The sequence below is a fragment of the Caproiciproducens galactitolivorans genome (genome assembly GCF_026672255.1).
GTDB classification, from domain to species: Bacteria; Bacillota; Clostridia; order Oscillospirales; family Acutalibacteraceae; genus Caproiciproducens; species Caproiciproducens galactitolivorans_A.
In genome coordinates this window covers 92,128-115,699 of sequence record NZ_JAPOHA010000008.1, presented here as the reverse complement: position 1 = coordinate 115,699, position 23,572 = coordinate 92,128, and the positions used below count along the sequence as shown (strand labels likewise).

Here is a 23,572-nt window from a genome sequence, read left to right as displayed (position 1 = left end):
CTATTATACCATATTTTGGCGGCCCTGCGAATATACTTTAAAACAGAAACGGGGGATTGATAAAATTGGAATGGCAAAGTCTTTCAAAAGAGGATTGCACAAAAAAGCTCGGCACAAACATGAAAACCGGACTTTCTTCTGCTCAGGCCTATGAACGGCTGAAAAAATACGGAAAGAACGAATTGCAGCAGCCGAAACGAAAAAGTTTGCTGCTGCGCTTTTTCGCTCAGTTTTCCGATTTTATGGTTATCGTCCTTTTAATTGCCGCAGGAATTTCCTTCGTAACGTCCTTTCTTGAACACGACAACGACTACATAGACTCCATTATCATTTTATTTATTGTTACAATGAATGCGATCATCGGCTTGGTGCAGGAAAGCAGGGCTGAAAAAGCCATTGATGCCCTGAAAAAGCTTTCCAGTCCGCACGCGCATGTCATACGCGGCGGCGAGGAGCGGCTGATTGCGGCAGCCGAACTGGTTCCCGGCGATCTGGTCGTACTCCGTGAAGGAGATCTGGTTCCCGCCGACCTGCGCTTGATTGAAGCGGTTAATTTAAAAGCGGAGGAAAGCGCGCTTACCGGCGAAAGCCTTCCGGGAGAGAAACGTGCGGATTTCATCTGCCCCGTAAATACCCCGCTCGGAGACCGCTGCAACCTTTTGTACACGACCAGTTCCATTGCCTCTGGCCATGGCAAAGGCATCGTCACAACCACCGGAATGGACACGCAGGTGGGAAAAATCGCGCACATGATCACCAGCCAGTCCGCCCCCCAGACGCCGCTCCAAAAGAAGCTGGCGCAAACCGGGCGCTGGCTTGGAATCGGCGCCCTTGTCATCTGCTTTATCATCTTTGTTATGGGCCTGTTCCAGCATATCCGGCCCATTGAAATGTTTCTGATTTCGATCAGTCTCGCCGTTGCGGCCATTCCGGAAGGCCTGCCCGCCGTTGTTACGATCGTCCTCGCAATCGGCGTCAGGCGTATGGCCGCCCACCGGGGCATCGTACGGCGAATGCCTGCTGTGGAAACGCTTGGGAGCGCCAGCGTGATCTGTTCCGATAAAACAGGAACCCTTACGCAAAACCGGATGACCGTGGTTGAACTGAAGGATGCAAGCGGGCCTGTTCCAATGCATACCGAGCATGGACGGCAGATTCTTGACCTTGCTTCGCTCTGCTGCAATTGCACCGTCAGCGGCAAAACCATTCACGGCGACCCCACGGAAGTTGCCATCGTTGCGGCCGCCCCGGCGGAAAAGAATCAACTGGATGCCCTATACCCTCGTATTCGGGAAATACCGTTCAGCTCCGAGCGGAAAATGATGACAACAGTACACCGTCTGGAAGGAAACCGCTTCCGCATCATTTCAAAGGGTGCTCCGGATATTCTGTTTACACACTGTACAAACGCGGCGCCCCGGCAGAATGAAGAAATGGCCTCGCGCGCACTTCGCGTAATCGGCGTCGCCTACCGGGATGTGGACTTTTTGCCCCAGAGAGCGGAAGAAATGGAAAGCGGCCTTACGTTCTGCGGATTAATCGGAATGATCGACCCGCCGCGGCCGCAGGTGAAATCCGCCGTAGAACTCTGTAAGAAAGCGGGCATCCTGCCCGTCATGATCACCGGAGACCACGCTGCCACAGCCGCGGCAATCGCCAAACAGCTTGGCATCCTGGACGGAAACAAACGTGTGATCACGGGTACCGATCTTAACGCACTCAGCCAAAAGGAACTGGAAAGAAACATCTATCAGTATACGGTGTTCGCACGTGTTTCGCCGGAACATAAGGTAAGGATTGTAAAAGCATTTCAAGCCCACGGGGAAGTGGTCGCCATGACCGGCGACGGCGTAAACGACGCTCCCGCCCTGCGCGCTGCGGATATCGGCTGCGCAATGGGCATATCGGGCACGGACGTGGCCAAGGCGGCGTCCGATATGATTTTGACAGATGATAACTTCGCCACAATTGTCGCTGCTGTACGCGAAGGCAGGGGCATTTATGAGAACATTAAAAAAACGGTCCATTTTTTGCTGAGCTGCAACATCGGTGAAATCCTGACGGTGTTCGTCAGCTTTCTCCTGCGTTTACCCACTCCCCTGCTGGCAATCCAGCTTTTATGGGTCAATCTCGTTACCGACTCCCTGCCCGCTCTGGCGCTGGGAGTGGAACCGATCGATAAAAATATCATGGATCGGAAGCCGATAAAGCCGAATGAAAGCATTTTTTCCGGCGGCATGGGGTACAACATCCTCGTTGAAGGCTGCCTGATCGGAACGCTGTCTCTTTTGGCTTACAGCATCGGCCGCATTTATTTTGACCTGGACCCGTCCATGCCGGTTATCGGGCGTACGATGGCTTTCGCCGTCCTCAGCCTCTCCCAGGTGGTTCACACGTTCAACATGCGGTCCTCCCGTTCGATTTTTGAAGCGGGGATCTTCGCCAACCCGAAACTGGTGCTTGCCGCGATTGCCTGCGTCGCCTTACAGTTGGCGGTAATTGTGATTCAGCCGCTTTCTGTAATTTTTAAAACGGCGATGCTTACAGGCTATCAGTGGCTGATCGTCGCGTTACTTTCCTTTATTCCCCTTGCCGTTGTGGAACTGGAAAAAGCGATTGCATTCCGAAACGAAAAGCAGAGATAAGAAACAGGGACTTATCGAGAAATCAATAAGTCCCTGTTTTTACTGTTCAGGAATTGCATTTTCCACATTATACCGTTTTCCGATATAGGCGAATACCGCGCCAAACAAAATGTTTGCATAATAGGTGATGATACGCCAAAGCAAAATTGCCGGCAGGATTGCCGGGCCGAAAAACATGCCGAAGAAAATATAAAAACTTCCCTCCGCGCCGCCGGAAGCACCCGGCAGAGGAACAAAGGCACTTACCATGGCTACAAATACCTGTGCCGCAACCATTGTCGTGATCGGGGCACTATTCATATTGAAGCTTCGATAAATAAAATAGGGAATCAAACTGTTTAATGTAATCTGAATAACGGTAACGGCCAGTACCGGAATATACAGCTTCGTCGAATTTCCCATCAGCTTAGATGCGTCGTGGAAAATTTCCAGTTGGCTGTGGATTTTTTCATAGCGTTCTGCGGGATGCCTGCAAAGCTTTATGCGGTGAAGGAACTGGATAACCGCATTTACGAGCTTGTCCGTTGTCGTTTCGCTGATCATGAACAATGCTACCAGAAAAATAAACATACTGTTCGATATTAATCCGATGATCGTGACAAAGGAAAAATTGCTGACAGTAGTTTGAAAAAAATGCAGTTTCCATGCAACCAGCACAAGGGAATATCCTACCATAATCACCTGATAGGTAAGCGTTTTTACCGCAATAATCGAACCTGCTTTTCCGGTATCCATCCCCATTTTACGCATGGAGTATATTTGCATCGGCTGTCCGCCGGTTGAGAACGGTGTAAGCGCACTGTACAGAAAACCGATCATTCCAACGCAAAAAGAGCGATTATAGGTCCATCGCGGATAAAGATGAGAACACAGCAAATTCAGCGCGTAACCCTCGCAACCCCAGCATAACACGGCGCTTACAATCGCCATAATTAACCAGCTCAGCCTAAGCTTCGTAACGATTTCTCCCAAGGTAATAATCCCATCCGTGGTAAACAAAAAATATAATAAAACGCCCGTTGAAAGGGCCAACGTAATAATTACAAAAAGGTTTTTCCGTATTGCTTTTTTTACAGTCATATTTTTCTCCAAATCGAAAAAATTGATTATTCAAATTTCTAAATTATATACCGTTATGATTATATCATAAATCCTTCAAATTACAAATCGTAAATGGTTATCCGGTATTATTTTCCTTAATATTTCTTTTTATTTTTCACAAACTAGCTAGCGAGGTGAGAATATGGCAAATGGATTAAGTGATCTTTTAGCATCAAATGCAGATGTAAATCAATATTTCGCTTCATTGCCTGCAAATGTTCAAAACGCAGTTTCCGGCTGCGGTGAAGATATTTGCACATTGGAGGATTTGCTTCGCTGCATAAAAGGTGTTTGCGGCAGCTGCTAAACAGCAAAAAGGCCGTAGGATGGATTTATTTCCTTCCTGCGGCCTTTTTATTTCCTTCCCTATTAACCTTTTATAAAAGGCACCCTTATTTCACGTGCTGTCCAAATTTTGCATAATATGTGATAGGATAAGCCCAATGAATAAGAAAGGAGAAGCCTAATGGATAATATTGATAAAATGGATAATCCGGAAGGGGAAGCCTGCATGATTGCGCGGACACCGCTGCCGGCTGTAACAGTCGTTGCCATGGCTTATGTACCCTTCCAGCAATTCGGTACGATATATGACCCAGAAAAAGGATTACGCAGCGGCACTCTGTTCCCCGACCTTGACAAGCCGTTTCTTGGAGGAAGAGGTGTCTTGAAATGAACGAACAGGAAAGAATGCTTCGAAAAATCCGCTCCTATCAATTTGCAACGTGGGAGCTTCATATTTTTTTAAACACCCATCCGGGTGACTGCAATGCGGCACAAAAGCTCGATGAGTACCGTAAAATAACTGCCGACCTGGTTGCAAAGTACGAAGCTGCTTACGGTCCTATGAATGAAAGCAGTAAAACGACCAGCCGTTGGGCATGGATTTCCGACCCGTGGCCGTGGGACGTAGACGAAGGAGGGAAAGCATAATGTGGAGTTACGAGAAACGTTTGCAATACCCCATTAAAATTAAAAATACAAATCCCCGACTCGCTCAAATTATTATAGCGCAGTACGGTGGGCCGGACGGTGAACTCGGTGCCGCCTTACGGTATTTGAGTCAACGTTATAGCATGCCTTATCCGGAACTGAAGGCAACTTTAACTGATATTGGTACCGAAGAATAGGAACCATGAAGTTATCTATTACCCTGTACATATACCTTTCTAAAAATGCAGCACAAAGCGGCGGCCTGAGCTGTCGCCCAAACCGCCGCTACGCAAATACAACTATACTTATTTTGTTGAGATAGTAATAATTTAATTAAGAGAATTCCTAGTATTAAGGATTACTTAGCCAACAGTTGCTACAAAAACCTTAACACCGTTTACAAAGATACCAGCTTTTGCGCCAGCCTTGCCAACGGACTCGATCTTGTAGAAGTAGTCGTTGCCAACTTTCTTTACGAAAGAAGCTTTGAAAACGCCTGCTGTACCAACAGAGAATGTCGGTGTAGCTGTTGCTGTAACCTTTACTTGATAAGAACCTTTAACGGTAATGTCCTTGTTTGTATCGCATGTGAAAGCCGGAGCTTTAACAGAAACTACACAAACCTTTGTGCCGTTGAGGTATACACCAGTGGAAGAACCAACCTTACCAACTGCAGTAATCTTGTAGAAGTAGTCGTTGCCATTCTTGGAAGCAAGAGCTACATTGAAGACACCCTGTGTGCCAACTGTAAAGGAAGGTGTTGTTGTAGAAGTAACCTTGAACTGGTAGGAAGCACCCTGTGCAACGGAGAAGTCATGTGTTGTGTCGATCGTTGCAGCAGGAACAGCTGTTGCATTGATTTCACACTTAGCTACGTCATAATCATCAACTTCATAACCGTCTGCATCATAAAGTGTAGCAGTCAGAGTTGTATGATTTTCTGATGTGAATGTAGCATCAATGCTGTTAACTTTAACTGTTGCAGTATTGCCAGTAGCAGTCATGGTAAATACATCGCTGCTGCCACCATCAAGATCCCATTTCACTGTATAACCAGCCGGAATTGCAGTACCGGTCGGATAAGCGGAAGCTGTGAAAGTTTCGGAATAGCCCTTCGCAATAGAAGAAGCTGTCTTATTAATCTGGAGACCCGCGAAGCTTACACTCTTAATCTTGAAAGTATCAACGTTGCTAGCTGTGGACTTTTCAAGTGTAAAGCCATAGCAATTCAGATCATCAGCATCAACATTACCTGCATCTGCTTTGAGTACTACTGTACCAACAGCAACATTACCAGCAAGCTTCAATTTTGTGCTGGAAGCACTTTCTTTTACATAAAGCTTACCAGGAGTTACAACCATTGTACCGTCGCCGTCAAGTGTACCAACTTTAACGTCATCCTTGAAAGTGATTGTAGAATCAGAATCAACAGAAATCGTATCAATATCAACTTTGCCGTTGATTGTTACATTTGTATCTTCGTTCTTTGTTTCAATACTACCATCCGCTGCATTGATAGGCGCAGGAATTGAACCTGTAAAGGCATCGTCTTCATCATCTTCGTTGCCTAAATACAATTTAGCATCTGTATAGTAATCGAAGTCAACCTTACCTACTGTCAATTCCATGTTATCGGAATTATAAAGAGAGAACTCTGCATCTTCATCAGAAGCTTTCAGGCCAGCAATTGAAATCTTAGCTTCATCAGCATTTACTTTAACTTTAGTAGCAGTAATTTCACCAGTAGTAGCCGTATGATCATCATCAGATGTAGTAATTTCTACATCGCCATCTGTCTTAATTGTTCCTGTTGTTGAGCCATCAATCTTAACATTTTCGGCTGTATCGTCGGCATCTGTTATATCAATGTTGCCAACCTTAGCACCATCTGTAATCGACACGGTAGCTGCAGCAGGAGCTGTGTCGCCTATGGAAATATCTCCTACTTTACCTTCATCAACAGTAACATCGCCTCTGTCAATATCAATTGAACCGATATTGCAATCACCGACGATAAGCGTATTCATGTTTCCGGAAATCTTCTTCACGTTGACGTCTTCATCAACAGTAACTTTATCTGTTCCCTTCGGAAAATTAATTTCCTTATCGGTAACTACTGCGGTCTTACCGTCAAACTGGAAGAGACCTTCTAAAACACTCTTGCCATCGGTCTTTTTAATTGTATAGGACGCAGATTTATAATCCTTGTTGGAATCATACTTCTTCAAAGCATCAAGATCAACTTTTTTTGCAATCTTTGCCTTTAAAGTATACTTGTCATCAGAATCCGAAGACGCTTTGTATGTCTTTACGCCCTTTGAAGAAGTATCCTCTACGAGTTTTTTAGCCGTAATAGTAACATTACCTGTGCTCGCGTCACCAGTAATCTTGCCGTCTTTGGCTTTACCAATTGTTGCTTCTAATGCACCCGATAATGCAGTGGCCGTCTCCGTAGGATCGTCTTGGATTTGCGCTGCACCAGTACCGCTATCTTTAAAGAAATGGAAATCACTATCGCCGCTTGTAATATCAAGGACATATCCTGAATCTTTAAAGTTTCTAGTCTTATCGGACAAATATACGCTTGGTGCTGGATCAAAATCTGCGAAACATTCTGTATCATTCGCCGGTTTTGCTACCCAAACGCCAACCTGTACTGTCGAACCTGCTGTCATCGCGATATCATCAAGATCATCAATACCTTTGCCGAGAGCATTTTTCCCATCTTTACCAAACACGATCTGCCCTTTGTCATAAACATGAACAGTCAGTTTTTGATTTGCTTTAACGGTATATTCATTACCGTCCTCATCGCTGTAATCAGCCTTAAACAGAACAGAAATAACTTCTGTACCGCTCTTCGTGCTGCTCTTTAACTTGAGGTAAGCCTCATCATCACTGTTTGCCAGTCTTAAAGAAACCAGTCTGTCGCCCGAAATGTGAGAAATGGAACTGACTTTAACATCATCAACGTCTTTATGGTTTTTAGTCTCCATGTTAAAGTCGTTGTTAGATGTCAGGAACTTGTTGAGGTCAATTTCCCTGCTCGTGCCGTTATTACAGAGATAAAGATCATCTGCATAAGTGTCTGTGACAACTCCCGCCATCGACTTCGTGCTGGCGAAAGCGAAGTTTGCCGAAAAGCTGGATACTACAAGTGCTAATGCAAGCACAAGAGAAACAACTTTTCCTGTGATTTTTTTCATCCTTTTTGTCCTCCTTAAAATAGTTCGTTTTGCGTATTTGCGTGTGCTATGAGAATTTAACATACATGTTCGCCATGGGTGTTAAGATAATCTCCCCTGACTTGCAATGGTTTCGTGGAAAACTCTGCCAATGATGCGTTTGGCATAGCCGCAACCACAACCACCACTCATATGTTTAATTGGATTATAAGATATTTGGAAATCATTGTCAAGTATATATTGGATATATTTTTTTATAATATTTGGTTCTATCATCAATATTTTCCAGAAATAAGACCATTATTATGCAATAAGGCGATAAGCATAGAACTCAAGGGGAAATTGATCCCTCATGTATAGAAATTTTTTACAATTTGTTCATATTAATGGGCTTATGATCGCATAGGCAGGAGCGGACACCTTCCACGGTTATTCGGTAAATTGCACATGGTGCGGATCCGTCCTGATTATGGCAATAAGGACATTTAATCGTCAATCCGGGTTCATGCAGTTCATAACAGCAATTCATCCGATTGCAGGAACATCCGCTGTTTTGGAGCCAGGCGCAGGCGGTACAGTCTGTGCAGTGCTTTATGGAGGGCAAATCAACATATTCGCTGGCAACCGATTCCGGTTTCCTATTATTCCCATTGCTAATCAATATATGCGAAGCGCTGATTTCGCCGAAAAGATGGCTCCAGGCGCCTGCCGCGCCATGCTGCGGTGCTTTCAGAATATAATAGCCGTCATACAGCTTATCCGAAACAGCATCCATACTTTCCGGCGTGGCGGAACCCGTCATCAAAATATCATCGGTGCTTGCTTCGCTTTTGCGCCGGTTCTGGAAAATAACGCTTGCCGCCTGCTGTTCCCTTCTATACGTTTCCCGTGTCGTCGGGCGTTCCAGTATTTCCGCAATATCCGGTGCGGAAGGCAAACGTTTTAACTGCGGCAATAACTTTTCTATACTATTTAATATTGTATTCATACGGGTAATATTCTCCGGATTGAAAGGGGAAGTCCGGCAACAGGCAAGGTAAGCGGCGCAGAACTGCTCTTTCAATTTCAGAAACTCCCCTGCCTCCCCCGGAAGGAACGGGGAGGACAGGCAGACGTTCATATCCTCTACCGCGGCAGAAAACAGGCCGGAAAACGGATACTCCGCCGCGGCCGGCCACAGAACGTCGTAAATAACCCCATCGAATTGAAAGGAGGAACCCATAGCCAGCGCAAATATCCGGCTTTTCGATTTCTTTAATAAAAAGTCAAAAATTCGGAGCAAAGACAGATTTTCTAAATAGGAATCGTCCTTATGATTTGAAAATACATAAGTAAAAAGGGCAAACTCCAACAACAGCGGCCTGCCGTGCCTGTCGCAGGGAGAAGCCGGTAAAAAAATCCGGTCAAAGGTATTCGGATTGATTTTCAAAAGCCTATGAAGCCCCCGAAGTTCCGCTTCATGATAATGCGTAAGTAAAAAATCGCGGTACGCCACACCGGCATACCGCTTCATCATGTCTGAAATATTGCCTGTCTTCGGATCTCCGCAGTCCACCATCAGAATATCTTTATTTGCTCCTTGCAGCACAATGCATTCGCCGCAGCTTACATCATGTATTTCAATACTCCGCATATTTTCCCACCCTCTGTTAAATCAGCTACTTCTGAATATGTTCATATCCCGAATAATACTTGTCCTCTCGGAACTCTCCCGTGAACAGGATTTCCCCATCTTTATATTCCGTACCGTGTCCATGGCGCAAACCGTTTTTCCATTCGCCTGTATAAATAAGCTTGCCCTCCGCGTCGAACGCGGCACCGCTCCCCGTAGGGATGTTATTCTTCCACCGCCCGACAAAGATGGAACCGTCGCGGGAACTGTAAGCAACGCCCAATCCGTTCCGTTTGTTTGCTTTCCAATCGCCTACATAACAGATTTTTCCGGATTTGTAATAATACGCGCCAAAGCCGTCCCGTTTGTCATCCAAATAATCGCCTTCATACGCGGTACATCCATTCTGCATCTGCGTGCGGCCGCGTCCCTGGCGAAGGCCGTTGATCACCTTTCCAAAATAAAGGTAGCTTTCTTCCGCGCTGATGACAATTCGTTTCGTACCCTTTTCCAATTGCAGCGGAAGATATTCGCTGACCTGCGTTTCTCCGTTCAGGCCTTTTGCGGCTACCGCGTAACGCGCGGGCTTTGCCGGTTCATCGGTACTGAAAATCTCATGATCCGCCGCATAATCCGGTTCCTGCGGTACTTGCTCCGAGAGATTTTCCGGCTGCGCCGGAAGCGGCTCCGGTTGTTCCGGCTGCGGAGCCGGAAACGGGCGGTCATTCTCGATATAGCAAAACGCAATCGCTTCTTCTTCTTCAAACGGCCATTTCGGAGTCAGGCTTTCCTTCCCTGTGCGCAGGTCTTGCATTACGGCCAGCCGGCTTTCCGCTTCTTCCTTTAAGCAGTAACAGAAGCTGCCGCCGCTCGTTTCCGCGTAGACCTGCGGCTCCCCCGCAACCGTATTCAAAAGACTTTGCTGCGCCGTGCCCTCGTTATTTTCACAGGGCAGCAGTTTCACACCCTCATATTTTTCCGTTTCCGGATTCATCTGAAGAAGGACCAGCTCATTACTCCCCTGCACAGGTTTTAAAAAGGCCGTCGGCCGTTTGGTGTCGCCTTCATAATAAGCGGTTTGAAGCCAGATATGGTCCTTCCCGTAACGGGCCTTGCTCACGGTTTTCCCGGCCAGACTCCTTGTCCATATACAGTAACCGTAAACCTCCGGATAGGATTCCTGCAAAAGGGTTCTGCCGCTCTTTTTTTGCCAGAGAAATCTGCCTTTTCCAATTCTGTAATGGATCGATACATCGGTTCCTGCCAAACATTTCCTGTATTTGCCGGAGGAGCTTTTGCCGGTCGTCAGATAATCGCGTCTCACCCCGGCCAGAATCGCATTGTTCTGCATATTGCCGTCAAACGGCCTGTAGCAGACCATGTAAAAAACAGGAGCAAGATCCAAATCTTGCAACGGCATGCCGGAGCCTCCTCTCATAGGTATATATTTCTTCTATTATATAGGATACTATGTAATACTTGCAATAGATGTGAATCAATAAAAGATGTTTTTGTCATGCTTCTTTCCCGGCATATTTCAATTCGTAAACATTTCGGACATAGCCGGTACCAGGCATTGCCCAGTCATAAAAGGTAATTCTTTTCAGATCGGTCGTCCCGCCGATTTGCGCGACGGGTTCATCCGGCCGTTCCACCGTGCAGGCACTGGTCGTCATCGGCGTAAACAGTCTTACCTGAACGCCCCATTTGTTTCTTGACTTGGCGTCGAGCGCAAATTCGTGTTCCAGAAACTTGCAGGGATAAAGAAGGGAGAAGCTGTAGTTGCAGGAGATATTATTGATGAACGGAGTGGTGAGGCTGCATTCATAAGCAATATGAACGGTTTCCCCCGCTACGCCCGGATAGAGTTTAAACCGAAAGGCAAGCTCCGTCATAACCGTACCGCTGACATTGTCACGTACCTGCCGCGCGGTAAAAAAATGCGTCATATCGGTGTAATTTGTGTTTTCATGGATATTGATATATTTAATCAAAGGAATGTGGTTCACCGTACAGGTGATATTCCGTAACATTTCCTGAATGCATTCTTTATCGGGCGTATCAATAAAATGGTTCAGCGGCTGATGCATAATAATTTCCTGCGGTTTCGGCTGCTGAAAAACAATCTGCTGCTGTCCCTTGATCGTTCTCGTGATACAGGTGGAATCCTCCGATATGGAGATAATCTCCGACCGATGCACATAATTATAAAAAGGCTCGTCTGCCTGATTTCGCACAAACCGGTCCACCAGATCGATGATCGACCGGTTTCCTACGTAAGCCGTAAGTTGATGACGGATGTTCGCCGCGTAAACAATATTCAGAAGCTGCTTTAATTTTTCCGAATCAAAGGTATCGCAGTTGATGGTATCACAGATTTTCTGATACATGATTTCGGACTGAACCATACAGCGCGACGAAACATGGCTGGCAAAATCCATCTCGGAATTGGCGTAGGATTCCTCGTAACAGCGCCGGATGAATTTCGGTATCTCGCTGGTGCAAACCCTTTTCACATTTTCCTCATTGACCGGAACGGTTCCGGCAAGAGAATCCGCCGCTTTTGCCAATTCATCCGATAAAAGATAATTTTCACCGACAATCCGCGCAAAAGCGGCGAAACGCCGAACCGTGCCGGCAGTAGGCGCAAAGGAACGTACTACGCCTGTCGCAAAGCCGGACCCTATATTTTCCGGGTGCATGCCGGATGGCATTTTATTCAGTTTTCCATGCCTCAGCTTTGAAAGAGTGGACTCGGATACATGCAAAATGCGGGCTAAATTCTTATATTTTATTTCCAAAGGTTCTCTGGCCAGTAAAGATAAAAAATCATTAAATAACAAAGCTTTTTTTGCATTCAGTAGATTCATACTTTAACTCCCAACGTCATCATTAGATTCAGTAAAAATCGCCAATAATTTGGTATTATTTACCATATTATAGCACATTTTATGCGTTTGGGAAATAGAATTTCGAAGTTTTATTTTCATTTTGTACAAAAGACAGCGATTCCGGACGAAAAGCACTACGGAATTTTGGAATTTCCCGAATTTCCTGGAAATTCCAGAAATGCGCCGTTCTCGGAATCGACGGTAATCCGGGAATCCCCCTCATCCTGGCAATTATTCAGAATGATCCCGCCGGAGAGGGTGTACGCGCCGTCCTGTGACACAATGCTGTAATGCAGAATCTGATTTTCTACTTGAAAATTTATCTTGGCAATTCCGTCCGCGTCGGCAATCCGCTGTTCACGCAATCCACCGTTTGCAGCCCTTTGTTCCGAAATATGCAGAATATTGTCCGAAAGGGTAAAGACAATGCCGTTTGCGTCCGGGCTTTTTTCCCGGGATAATTTTACCGCCGTCGGGGCATAACGCTGAATATAGCTCTCGGCCAGGGCCGTTTTTTGCTGATTCATCGCGCTGGCGGCTCCAGTTTTCGAAAAGTTCATGCTCAGGAGCAGCATCGCGCAAGCCGCAGAAATCACAACGGCTGTAAACGCCACGGCGATAATCAGTTCCGCCAGCGTAAGGCCTTTTTTATTCTTCATGATGTACTGCCGCCTTCTTTCGCGGAAAAAGCGGAAAGCCGGACACATTTTCGGTCTTTCCCGTCTGAAAAATAAACTGCCGTTTCAATTTTATATCCCTCTACGCCGTCCTCCTCCTGAACGGAAGAAACCGTAAATTGCTTATCCTCCTTTGCCAACGGAAATTGATCCTTTTCTACATACTTTGCGCCGCAGACCTCCAGCGACTCGAAATCGGATTCTTTTGCGGAATGCAGCCGGGTGATCAGCGCATCGGTAATTTCCTGCGCCTGCGCCGCGGCCTTTGTTTCACTGCTGTTCGAAAGAATCAGCCGCTGGGAAAAGCCCATGACCGTGAGCACCGCCGTTACGACCAGCGCCAACAGCAAAACGGACAAGACCACTTCCACCATCGTGGTGCCCTTCCGGCTTTTCAGCTTTCTGTATTTATTGGCCATCGGTATACACACCTCCGGTCATGTCCGCATTTTCCCCGCTGTACGGCTTCGGTTTTGTATTTTTAAAATAATCCCTCGCTTCTTCGCTGAATAAATTCAGCTCCGGCGTCGAATCATACAGCCCCGCTCTGATCTCATAGGACGATGGTCCTTTCTCCCCACTGTACCGTACGGTAATCGGGTCCGACACAGAAAGTTCAGCCGCTTTCAGAAGAAAGGAGGACGGGCCTGATTGAGTAATTTCCGGCAGATTTTTTTTCAGGTTGGCTGAAAAGCTGAGCGTAACCGAATCGGCTTTAAAAAGAATCGTTTTATCTTTCGATATCTTAATGTTATTGTCTGAAACATAGCGCAGATGTATCTCTTTTGCGGAGTAATCATAAGTGCGCCTGCCTTTACCGGTATCCCATTTGCTCACATCGTTTAGGTACCAATATACAATTTTACCTTCGCCGCTTTCCAAGGAGGTTGAAAAATCCGGAATTTTACCGTAAAGGCTCCATCCTGCACCGTTTTCCAAGGGGAACTGCACATCGCCCGAAATAATATCCCGCGGCTTTTCAAGAACATTTTTATCCACTTTCGCGTAATCCGGAATTTCATTCAGCTTTTTCAGGCTCGCAACATCTTTCGGCTTAAACAGGTCGGTACCGCTTTTAAACGAGTAACATCCTTCGCTGATTTGAATCGAATCCACTTTACAATCCCTCTGGAAAACAACCACGCCGCGTCCGGAATTTTTCAGGATAAGCTTCGGCCGGGCTACCGGAATAAAGGAATAGACATCGATATCGCTCTGAATGTAAATCACGTCGCTGTTTAGCTCAATACTGGTCTTTTCATCACATAAAGCACTATAATCCTCTCCAAACAAAAGAATCTGCGGCGCTTTCAGCGTATAGCTTTCCCCATATAAAGCTCTTACGCTGTATGGAAAAAGCACCGGATACTTTGATACATTCTGAATCATATTCCACCAATTGTCGGGAATTTCCCCGCCGGGGGCTTGGTGGGAATCGTCCCAAGGTAAATGCGTATTAAAGAGAATTTTTGGAAACAAAGAAGAAACTGGATTCGAAAAAAAGCCCCCATAACTAAAATATAGGAGATTTTTCCCATAGTTCTGACTCGCCACTAAAAAATCGTTTGTCCCAACTTCGCCGTCCTGCGAAAATTGGTAGCCCAGTTTGCGCACACGGTCGGAAGACTGATATTTCGCGGATGCGTTAATTACCTTGTTTTTGCTGTTATAAACCGCAATGGCGTCGGCGGCACCCGGGCTTCCGACCGAGAACGTCGAACCGCCCGCGTTTCTGACGATGGAAAAATCATCGCTGTCGGGGCATTTCACCAGATATGCTTTCGCATATTCAATGGCGGATTTCGCATCAAGGTAAGCCTGGCGGCCTTCAAGGCTGTTTTTTGTATATTCCAGATTAGCCTTCGCGGTTAGAATCAGGGCGGACGCAAGAACCATCATCACGGCCGTAATAATAATGACATAAGCAAGGGCAGCCCCGCGCTTAGATTTTATTTTCATGCGCCAACACCTCCCGTTCCCCTTGATTATAACGGTTTCGGAGAAATTTCGCAAGGATTTTGACAGACAAAACCGACAAATTGTACAAAATTATCGAATTTTCAAGAAGGGATTGACATCAGTTTCCACAAGGTTTATAATCTAATCGGAATATTTTTAGAGAATTCCCTAAATAATATATGGAAAGAGGAAGGGTATTATGGTAAAGCAAAAAAGAAATAAGAAAGGTTTCACGTTAGTAGAGCTCGTTATTGTGCTTGCAATTCTCGCGATTCTGACCGCCATTGCGATTCCCACTGTTTCCAACATAACCGAATCGGCAAACGTAAGCGTAGACAAATCCAATGCCCAGTCCGTGGAAATGGCGCTGAAAGCTGCTTACTCCGAAGCGAAAACAGGAGTATGGGAACTGTCTACTGGTAAAAAATTGGAGGACATATCCGTTAAGGAAGCAATGATACACGAAGGATTTAAGGACGGCCTCCCTACTTTAAAAGTTAAAGATGCGAAATATTGTTACAAAGACGGAAAAATCATAGCTTCTAAAAATGGAAGTGGCGGTACAGTATTTGATGACACTAGCAATTTAGCAGACGTAATAGCTTAAAAAGGTGTTTATAAAAAAACTTAAACGATGCTTTGCATATGCAATTGAATATTTGCAAGCCCCGGAAAGCCGGGGCTTGCTTTTCATTCATTCCATATAAAAATTGCGGCATATTACCATGTAAAAATTTCGCGAAAAAGCTCGAATCGGTGGGGGTGATCTTTTGGAAATCATTTTGCTGCAAATGTCCCGCAGGGCGCTCTACCTTACGGGGGCAAAATGCCGCCGTAAACCGGTCTTCGGCCCACCGCAGTGCTTCGAGCTCCCGCAGGCGATGCGGAACGGAAAGGCGTTGGACAACCTTCCCGCCTTTGCCGGATTTGTGCGGGATTGCAAAAAGGCCGCAAATCTGCAAACGAACCGGATTCTCTTCTGCCTTGAGGACGACAATGTCGTCAGCAAGGAATACCGTCACCTGCCCTGCAAAAAAAAGGAACTGCTTGCGCTGGCCGGTCTGGAAGCGGAAACCGTTCTGCAGGAAGACGTCGGCAATTTTATCCTTCAGAATTACGAATACGGCCGCCTGAACGACGTAACGGGAAAGCTTACCAGCTCGTTGTTTGCCGCGAAAAGCGCGCTTCTGAAACAAATAAAAAAGAGCTTTTCCAAATGCGGCCTGCGCGTAATCAAAATTGCGCCGCCGGTCGGCGGGCTGTTATACGCGGGCCGCACGCTTCCGGAAACAAACGGCCAGACCGCCGCCGTTCTGGATTTCGATTTCGTAAAAACAAGGCTTATTCTGCTGCAAAACGGAACGCCCGTTTTTCAAAGAACCTTTGAAACGGTTTTTGACGATATCCTCGAAATCATTATGAAAAGCCAATCGCTGTCTTTTGAAGACGCGTTTTTGCTTGTCACCAGTCAGGGGATTCCGATGGAGCAAAATCAGGAAGCGGAAAAACAGATTTCCGTACTGCTGGAAGCCTCGGTCAGCGAAGCCGTGCGGAATATCCGAATGGTGCTGTCCAGCGAACGTCTGGAGCTGGACAGGCTGATTCTATGCGGCGGTCTTTCCGCCATCCATCATTTCAGCGAATTTTTTGAACATCTCGGGCTGGATATTCCCCTCGACAGCATGAATTCCTGCTGTCCGGCGGCAAAGCTCCCGGAAGTCGGCCCGGCGGCAAAATTAGCCGGGTGCTCGCCCGCATGCTTTATTACCGCCTCCGGCTTGCTGGCCGCGAAAAAAGCCGATGAAATCGACTTCCTGCGCCCGGTAAAATCCATGGCGGGCAATCATGCCGCAAACGCGGGTGTTCTGGTGTTTATGACCGTTTTCGCGCTGTGCATCATGGCGTTGGAGCCGCTTATCTACCATTTTGCCCTGGAACGGAACGAGCAGGACAAAGCGGTTTTAAATGATTTGAAATACAGCGAAACCAAAAGCCTTTTGAATGAACAGAGCGATCTTTCCGCAAAGCTGCAAAAAAAAGAAAACGATCAGTATCTGCTGCCGAAAAAAAGCAGTACGCGGGAACCGGTTCGGCAGCTTTTCAGCCAGATCGCCGCAAAGGCAAAGTCGGTGGAAAAATGCAGTTTTGACAGCGCCGCCAATACAATCGCCGTCACCTTTACCGCCAAAAACTATTCCGATTACCTTGCCATTAAAAAAAGCGTGGAATCCAACGGCTATTTTGAAATTGCCGTTCCGTTTCAAGCGGAAATGAACGACGGAATCTGTGATTGCAGCGTAACCCTTCGGGTAAAAAATCCGCCTGCGCAGTCCGGCGGCAAGGACGGTGACAAGCCATGAACAGTAAAAAGGTTTCCGGAATCCTCCTTTACCTTTTGGGTTTTGTCCTTGTCTTGCTGCTTTATGTAAACTTCGTGTTTCTACCGATCAGTCAGAAGCTGACCGCGCTGGACAGCGAGCATGAGGAAAATGTTGTACAGACAATGGCTTTTGACCGGCAGACCGTCCAAATCGACGACCTGCGCCAAAACGTTGAAAAATTAAAGTCCCAGCTTGAAAAAGCGGATGGCGGCACGGATATTACAGGCAAGAACATTGCGGAAGATATCGGGGAAATCCTAAGCTCCGCCGGCGTGGAATTCGAGAGCGTCACCGTGGGCGAAGAAACGCCCGTAAAAGGGAAAACCGCTTCGGACGGAAGCACTTTGGAAAGTATCGCGGTGGAATTGAAAATTCTCTGCACGGGTGACCAGCTTACCGATCTTCTCGGCAGCATCGAAAAGCAGTCGAAAGGCATTTACCAGATTCATACGGTAAGCTTTGCGCCGGAAGCGGGAAAGTACAGCGCCGACCTGAATCTGTCGCTGTATTATTTCCGCAAAGGGAAATCATGATGGGTTCTTTTTTTACCATTCTACTTTTTGTATGCTCCGCAATCGCTGTTTCCGCACTGCTGATCAAACTGTTCAATGCGCTTCCGGCGAAATGGTTCTGTGATTACGACGAGCAGCCGGGTGAGGAACTGTACCGGAAAAGGCTCTTTTGGAAACCGCACGGGTTGGTGATGGCCCTTCTGCTCACCGCTTCCTTCATAGGAATGCATCTGCGGTTTCACGGTTTTCTTTTTTTCCTCTATTGCTTTGCCTGCATTGTGCTCCTACTGATCGGAATTTCCGATTCCAAATACCAAATTATCCCCGATGCGTTTTCGCTCGCGCTTTTTCTGGCAGCGTTTATCCGCGCCGCCTATGCTTTTTTGCACGGGGCATCCGCGAAAAGCGCCTTTTTGTCCCCCCTGCTCGGCGCGGCATGCGGAGCGGGAATCCTGCTTTTTTTCGGGATGATCGGCCGGCTCCTCTTCAAAAAGGAAGCAATGGGCATGGGCGACGTAAAACTATTCGGAGCCATCGGGTTTTTAACCGGTTTTCCTCAAATTCTTTTTATCTTCTTTCTGGCGATCTTTCTCGCTTTTTTCCACATCGTATTTCTCGCTCTGTGCAAAAAGCGTTTGCGCGGCCTCTATTTACCGCTGGGACCTTACCTTTGTTTGGCCGTATTGTTCTTTTTGACTTTTCAAACGCAATGGGAAGCCCTGTTTCGCTGGTATGCGGAGCTGCTGTTTCTTTAAAGGAGTCATCATGAAACTTACGAATTTAAAACTCGGACAAATCCTGATCAACTCGGGCGCGCTGACGCAGGAACAGCTGGAAGAAGCGCTGGAACGCCAGAAAGGGACAAACGTCCGGCTCGGAAGAATTTTAATCGACAACCATTATCTTACGGAAATGCAGATTATCCGTTCGCTGGAAAAGCAGCTGTCCATCCCTTATGTCGATTTGTCGTCCGTCAGCGTGGACCCGTCGCTTTCCTCGCTGGTTCCCGAAGATCTCGCCCGTTCCAATCTGATTGTCCCCATCCGGCGGGAAGGCAGCATCCTGACCGTGGCGGTCGCCGACCCGCTCGATTACAACGGCATTAACGATATCGGTATTTATACCAAATTAAAGGTAAGCCCCGTTATCGCAGAACGCACCAAGCTGGAAACAAAAATCCGCGAACTGTACACCACGCAGAAAGCGTTCGCCGCGGCGAAGGAGCTGGCTTCGAATCAGGCGGATTTACCGCTGGATTTATCGGAAACACAGGGCTCCGATCAGCCGGTCATCCGCTTTGTAAACAATATGATTGAGCAGGCCGTGCTTCTGAAAGCCAGCGATATTCATATTGAACCGCAGGAAAAGTCCATGCGCATCCGTTTTCGGGTGGACGGGCGCCTGAGCCTTTATATGGAAACCAGCGCCGAACTGATTCCGTCGGTCGTTTCCCGCATCAAATTTATCGGCGGAATGAATATCGCGGAAAAGCGGATTCCACAGGACGGCCGTATCAATTACAAAATCGGCGGCAGAGAAATCGACATGCGTATTTCCGTCCTCCCCTGCGTTTTCGGGGAAAAGGTGGTGATCCGCATCACGACCGCGCTCAGCTTCTCGCTCGTAAAGGAAGACATTGGTTTTTTGCCGGAAAACCTTGAAAAATTCAACGCCCTGCTGAAAAACAACCACGGCATCCTGCTTCTCACCGGCCCGACCGGCAGCGGCAAGTCGACCACGCTCTACACCGCGCTCAAGGAAATCATGCGGGAAGATATCAATATCGTCACCGTGGAAGACCCGGTGGAAATGATTATCCCCAACATTACGCAGGTCGGGGTAAACCCGAAAGCCGGGCTCACCTTCCCCGTTGTTCTGCGCTCGATTTTAAGGCAGGACCCGGACGTTGTGATGATCGGCGAAATCCGCGACACGGAAACTGCCGAAATCGCCAGCAGCGTCGCCATTACCGGGCACCTCGTCCTTTCTACGCTGCATACCTATGACGCGCCAAGTTCCATTATCCGCCTTGTGGATATGGGAGTGGAGCCCTACATGGTATCTTCCTCCGTTCTGGGCGTAATTGCACAGCGCCTTGTGCGCACGCTCTGCCCCCACTGCAAGGAAGAATATTTCGCGAGTGACGACGATCTTGAACTGCTCGGTCTGGAAAAGGGAACCCCCTTAAAGCTTTACCGGGCGAAAGGCTGCAACTATTGCAGCGGCAGGGGGTATCAGGGCAGAACCGCCATTCATGAAATCATGCCGGTCACCCCGGCGATCAAGGGCTGTATCAACAGCGGAAAAAGCACGGATGAAATCCGGGAAACCGCCATTAAAGAGGGAATGATACCCCTTGACGAAAATATAAAACGAATTGTAATGGAAGGGAAAACCTCCGTTCAGGAAATGATGGAGATTCACTCCCTTCAAATGTGAGGTTCACTTATGGATTTTTATCAGATTGTGAAAGACGGCGTAGCGCAAAACGCCTCCGATATCCATCTTTCCGCTAACAACCGGCCGGCCTACCGCATTAACGGAACCATGCGTTTTTTGGATTTACCGGTTCTGACGGCGGAGGAAGTGGACGATATGATCGGACAATGCCTGCCGAAAGAAAAGTTTGAAAAGTTCCATGAAACGGGCGATATGGACGCCTCCGCCGAAATCAGCGGCTGCGGGCGGTTCCGCGTGAACGCTTTCCGCCAGACCCGCGGCGAAACGCTAGTCATGCGCGTGATCAACTCCGCGGCGCCAGAAATTTCCCAGCTTAACCTGCCCGCCTCCATAAGCCGGGTGCTGGAGCTGAAGGACGGCCTTGTGCTGGTTACCGGCCCTACGGGAAGCGGAAAATCCACCACGCTTGCCGCAATTCTTAACGAATTGAACCGGACGCGGAACAGTCACATTATTACAATTGAAGACCCGATCGAATACATTCATGAGCCGAAAAACTGTTTAATCAACCAGCGGGAAATCGGCGCGGACAGCGTCTCCTACGCCAGCGCCCTGCGCGCCGCCCTGCGGGAAGACCCGGATATTCTTCTTGTCGGCGAAATGCGCGATTTAGAGTCCATCGCGATTGCCGTAACCGCGGCGGAAACCGGGCATCTGGTGCTTTCCACCCTGCATACGGTCGGCGCTTCCAAAACGATTGACCGTTTAATCGACGTGTTCCCCCCCGCGCAGCAGCAGCAAATCCGCACACAGCTTTCGCTCGTGCTGAAAAGCGTGATTTCCCAAAGGCTGCTGCCAACCGCCGACGGCAAAGGGCGCGTCGCGGCATTCGAAATGATGTTTGTCAATTCCGCCGTCAGTAATTTAATCCGCGAAGGCCGCACGGCGAATATCGGCCAGTCCATCCAGACGGGAGCCGGTCAGGGCATGATGACGCTGGAACGAAGCATCGGCGAGCTGCTTCGGTGCGGACGAATTTCAAAAAGCACGGCCGATGAATATCTTCCGGATTCCGGCGCGTAAAATTCAGAAGGGAAAAGGGGGATTTTCTTGCGGTATTTTTATACAGCGGTAAATCATAAAAATAAAAAATCCCATGGTTCCATCAACGCGGAAACCAAAGCCGAAGCCATTCTGCGGCTGCAAAACGAAGGATTGACGGCGCTTGCCCTCACAAGCGGCGAGGCGGCGGACAGCGCGCCCAAATCCGTCTGGAATATGGAATTAACGGGAAACGATATTCATAAAGCAAAGGTTTCAAAGAAAAAACTCCTTGCCATGATGAACCAGATGGGGGTTATGATGAAAGCGGGCGTTTCCCTGCCGATGGCCATGGAAGTGCTGATCGACGGGGAAAAAGATAAAAATTTCCGGCGGATTCTTTCGGAAATGAACCGCGACCTTTACACGGGCGCTCCCATTTCCGAAACCATGGCAAAATTCCGGGCGTTCCCCACCATCGTGGTGAATATTGTGCACTCCGGCGAAACAAACGGCCGTCTTGACACCGCGTTTCAGCGCTGCGCCAATATATTGGAAAAGGAAATCGAACTCGGTGCAAAAATCCGGGGCGCAACCGGGTACCCGCTTTTTCTCCTCTTTCTGACCCTGCTCCTGATGGTTTTGATGAACGCAATCGTCCTTCCGAATTTTTCCATGATCTTTAAAGAATTCGGCGCCGACCTTCCGCAAATCACAGTCCATGTGATGTCGCTTTCCACATTCATAACCGAAAAATGGCCTTTGATTCTCTTAACCATTTTTCTTCTTGTTTCTGCTTTTATACTGTTGAAAAAGCGATCGGTTCCTTTTTCGAGAGCGGTGGACCGGTCCCTTTTAAAGATTCCCGGAATCGGCCCCCTTTTGCGGAAATCCTATATTGCGCGGTTCTGCCGCATCATGTCCTCGCTGGTGGAATCGGGGGTGGAAATCGTAAAAGCGCTGGAAATCGCGCGCGACGTTCTTCCGAACCGGTACATAAAAGACCAGCTTTCCCAGATTGCCGAGGAGGTAAAGGTAGGCTCCTCCATCAACGCGTCCATGGCAAAATTCCCGGTTTTTGACGCCCTTCTCGTATCGATGATCAAGGTTGGCGAAGAATCCGGCATGCTGGCCGAAACCCTGGAAAAAATGGCCGCCCTCTACGAGGAACAGACCGACGAATCAACCAAACGGCTTACCCGGATGCTGGAACCGGCCATGACGATTTTCATTGCCCTCATCGTCGGTACGGTGATTATCTCCATTGTCATCCCCATGTTTTCTATGTATAATATTATTAAATAGCTCTGAACAAACACTCGGCGGGGAAATCCCCGCCGAGGTTTTTACCGGATATGTCCTTTCGAAATTACATTCTGAACATGCCCTGCACGTTGCCGAACATCCCGTTCACCGCGCGCATGGCCTTGTTTGCATTGCGCTTGAACTGCCTGTTGTCCTTCATCATTCTGCTTCCAATCGCAATCGCTGTAATTCCGGCGAGCATACCGGCTCCCATTCCTCTGACAAATCCCATTGTTTCTCTATACATAATGAAAAACCTCCACACTGAAAATAAAATACCAAGGCCTTTCAATATCTTCCCCTCTTTCTGTCAATTTATTGTTGAAAATAAATGCCAAATTTTTAATGCATAAAGGAGCTTATCATGCCAACACTGAACATCGTAATGGTCGAACCGGAAATTCCCCAAAATACCGGAAACGTAGCGCGCACCTGTGCCGCAACGGGCGCAAGGCTTCATCTTATCGGACCGATGGGCTTTCGGATCGACGATAAAAAACTGAAACGTGCCGGGCTGGATTACTGGCATCTGCTTGATATCACCTATTACGATAGCCTTTCCGATTTCTTCAGCCAAAATACAGGTGACTTCTTTTTCTTTTCAACAAAAGCAACGCATATTCATTCCGATATGCAGTACCCCGATAACTGCTACCTGTTTTTCGGGAAAGAAACCGCCGGTCTGCCGGAAAAGCTTCTGTTTGAAAATCCCGACCGCTGCGTGCGTATTCCCATGCTGGACAATCCGGACGCGCGAAGCCTGAATTTATCGAATTCCGTGGCGATCGGCGTGTATGAAGTGCTGCGGCAGTGGGGATATCCCAAGCTGCTCTGCAAGGGACAGCTTCGGGAATATAAATGGTGATTATTTTTTAACAAACTTGCTTGAAAAGCCCCTATTTGCTTGAAATTGTTTACATTTTATTGTAT

The 23,572-nt window shown here is 47.6% G+C and carries 21 protein-coding genes and 1 pseudogene; 13 read left to right on the top strand and 9 right to left on the bottom strand.

Annotation, left to right across the window (positions count from 1 at the left end):
• The first annotated feature begins 65 nt into the window (after positions 1–65).
• The gene (locus OUY18_RS09225; RefSeq protein ID WP_268058487.1) at positions 66–2,645 is read left to right on the top strand and encodes a calcium-translocating P-type ATPase, PMCA-type; all 2,580 of its coding nucleotides are present in this window, start codon (positions 66–68) and stop codon (positions 2,643–2,645) included.
• Positions 2,646–2,684: 39 nt separating this feature from the next.
• Here the strand turns inward: OUY18_RS09225 and OUY18_RS09220 are convergent, their stop codons facing one another.
• Positions 2,685–3,725 (bottom strand): lysylphosphatidylglycerol synthase transmembrane domain-containing protein, encoded by a 1,041-nt coding sequence (locus OUY18_RS09220; protein ID WP_268058486.1) that lies wholly within the window; start codon positions 3,723–3,725, stop codon positions 2,685–2,687.
• Between the two features lie 163 nt (positions 3,726–3,888).
• On the opposite strand from OUY18_RS09220, the gene OUY18_RS09215 reads away from it, so the two are divergent.
• The 4 genes and pseudogenes from OUY18_RS09215 to OUY18_RS09200 form a co-directional block, all read left to right on the top strand.
• A complete protein-coding gene (locus OUY18_RS09215) occupies positions 3,889–4,053 on the top strand; it encodes a hypothetical protein (protein WP_268058485.1) in 165 nt (54 codons plus the stop codon).
• A 159-nt stretch (positions 4,054–4,212) separates the two neighbouring features.
• A complete protein-coding gene (locus tag OUY18_RS09210) occupies positions 4,213–4,422 on the top strand; it encodes a spore coat associated protein CotJA (protein ID WP_268058484.1) in 210 nt (69 codons plus the stop codon).
• Positions 4,419–4,679, top strand: coding sequence for a spore coat protein CotJB (locus OUY18_RS09205; protein ID WP_268058483.1), 261 nt, complete (start codon positions 4,419–4,421; stop codon positions 4,677–4,679). Before OUY18_RS09210 ends, OUY18_RS09205 begins: the two co-directional genes overlap by 4 nt.
• A pseudogene (locus OUY18_RS09200) lies at positions 4,679–4,873 on the top strand (manganese catalase family protein); the annotation flags it as partial. The gene OUY18_RS09205 and the pseudogene OUY18_RS09200, both read left to right, overlap by 1 nt.
• 168 nt (positions 4,874–5,041) lie before the next feature.
• Here the strand turns inward: OUY18_RS09200 and OUY18_RS09195 are convergent.
• From OUY18_RS09195 to OUY18_RS09165, 7 genes are all read right to left on the bottom strand, one after another.
• Positions 5,042–7,885, bottom strand: a complete 2,844-nt coding sequence (locus OUY18_RS09195; protein ID WP_268058482.1) for a hypothetical protein — start codon at positions 7,883–7,885, stop codon at positions 5,042–5,044.
• Positions 7,886–8,231: 346 nt separating this feature from the next.
• On the bottom strand, positions 8,232–9,497 hold the full coding sequence (locus tag OUY18_RS09190; protein WP_268058481.1) for a hypothetical protein: 1,266 nt from the start codon (positions 9,495–9,497) through the stop codon (positions 8,232–8,234).
• 25 nt (positions 9,498–9,522) lie between these two features.
• Positions 9,523–10,896, bottom strand: coding sequence for an MORN repeat-containing protein (locus OUY18_RS09185; protein WP_268058480.1), 1,374 nt, complete (start codon positions 10,894–10,896; stop codon positions 9,523–9,525).
• Between the two features lie 94 nt (positions 10,897–10,990).
• The gene (locus tag OUY18_RS09180) at positions 10,991–12,346 is read right to left on the bottom strand and encodes a hypothetical protein (protein WP_268058479.1); all 1,356 of its coding nucleotides are present in this window, start codon (positions 12,344–12,346) and stop codon (positions 10,991–10,993) included.
• Positions 12,347–12,501: 155 nt separating this feature from the next.
• Entirely contained in the window at positions 12,502–13,026 is a 525-nt protein-coding gene (locus OUY18_RS09175) for a prepilin-type N-terminal cleavage/methylation domain-containing protein (RefSeq protein WP_268058478.1), read from the bottom strand.
• On the bottom strand, positions 13,023–13,463 hold the full coding sequence (locus tag OUY18_RS09170) for a hypothetical protein (RefSeq protein WP_268058477.1): 441 nt from the start codon (positions 13,461–13,463) through the stop codon (positions 13,023–13,025). The genes OUY18_RS09175 and OUY18_RS09170 overlap by 4 nt, the downstream gene beginning before the upstream one ends.
• On the bottom strand, positions 13,453–15,003 hold the full coding sequence (locus tag OUY18_RS09165; protein ID WP_268058476.1) for a hypothetical protein: 1,551 nt from the start codon (positions 15,001–15,003) through the stop codon (positions 13,453–13,455). Before OUY18_RS09165 ends, OUY18_RS09170 begins: the two co-directional genes overlap by 11 nt.
• 199 nt (positions 15,004–15,202) lie before the next feature.
• On the opposite strand from OUY18_RS09165, the gene OUY18_RS09160 reads away from it, so the two are divergent.
• The 7 genes from OUY18_RS09160 to OUY18_RS09130 all read left to right on the top strand — a co-directional run bounded on the left by OUY18_RS09160 (position 15,203) and on the right by OUY18_RS09130 (position 22,642).
• Entirely contained in the window at positions 15,203–15,610 is a 408-nt protein-coding gene (locus tag OUY18_RS09160) for a type II secretion system protein (RefSeq protein WP_268058475.1), read from the top strand.
• A 163-nt stretch (positions 15,611–15,773) separates the two neighbouring features.
• The gene (locus OUY18_RS09155; RefSeq protein WP_268058474.1) at positions 15,774–17,363 is read left to right on the top strand and encodes a hypothetical protein; all 1,590 of its coding nucleotides are present in this window, start codon (positions 15,774–15,776) and stop codon (positions 17,361–17,363) included.
• Positions 17,360–17,917, top strand: coding sequence for a hypothetical protein (locus tag OUY18_RS09150; RefSeq protein WP_268058473.1), 558 nt, complete (start codon positions 17,360–17,362; stop codon positions 17,915–17,917). The genes OUY18_RS09155 and OUY18_RS09150 overlap by 4 nt, the downstream gene beginning before the upstream one ends.
• The gene (locus OUY18_RS09145) at positions 17,914–18,651 is read left to right on the top strand and encodes an A24 family peptidase (RefSeq protein WP_268058472.1); all 738 of its coding nucleotides are present in this window, start codon (positions 17,914–17,916) and stop codon (positions 18,649–18,651) included. Before OUY18_RS09150 ends, OUY18_RS09145 begins: the two co-directional genes overlap by 4 nt.
• Before the next feature lie 10 nt (positions 18,652–18,661).
• Positions 18,662–20,335, top strand: a complete 1,674-nt coding sequence (locus tag OUY18_RS09140) for a GspE/PulE family protein (RefSeq protein WP_268058471.1) — start codon at positions 18,662–18,664, stop codon at positions 20,333–20,335.
• A 9-nt stretch (positions 20,336–20,344) separates the two neighbouring features.
• Positions 20,345–21,379, top strand: a complete 1,035-nt coding sequence (locus OUY18_RS09135; RefSeq protein ID WP_268058470.1) for a type IV pilus twitching motility protein PilT — start codon at positions 20,345–20,347, stop codon at positions 21,377–21,379.
• Positions 21,380–21,406: 27 nt separating this feature from the next.
• Positions 21,407–22,642: a type II secretion system F family protein gene (locus OUY18_RS09130; RefSeq protein ID WP_268058469.1), complete on the top strand. Its 1,236-nt coding sequence runs from the start codon at positions 21,407–21,409 to the stop codon at positions 22,640–22,642.
• 64 nt (positions 22,643–22,706) lie between these two features.
• Here OUY18_RS09130 and OUY18_RS09125 read toward each other — a convergent pair whose 3' ends face one another.
• Positions 22,707–22,889: a hypothetical protein gene (locus OUY18_RS09125; RefSeq protein ID WP_268058468.1), complete on the bottom strand. Its 183-nt coding sequence runs from the start codon at positions 22,887–22,889 to the stop codon at positions 22,707–22,709.
• Positions 22,890–23,006: 117 nt separating this feature from the next.
• On the opposite strand from OUY18_RS09125, the gene OUY18_RS09120 reads away from it, so the two are divergent.
• Positions 23,007–23,507: a tRNA (cytidine(34)-2'-O)-methyltransferase gene (locus OUY18_RS09120; protein ID WP_268058467.1), complete on the top strand. Its 501-nt coding sequence runs from the start codon at positions 23,007–23,009 to the stop codon at positions 23,505–23,507.
• The last annotated feature ends 65 nt before the right edge of the window (positions 23,508–23,572 follow it).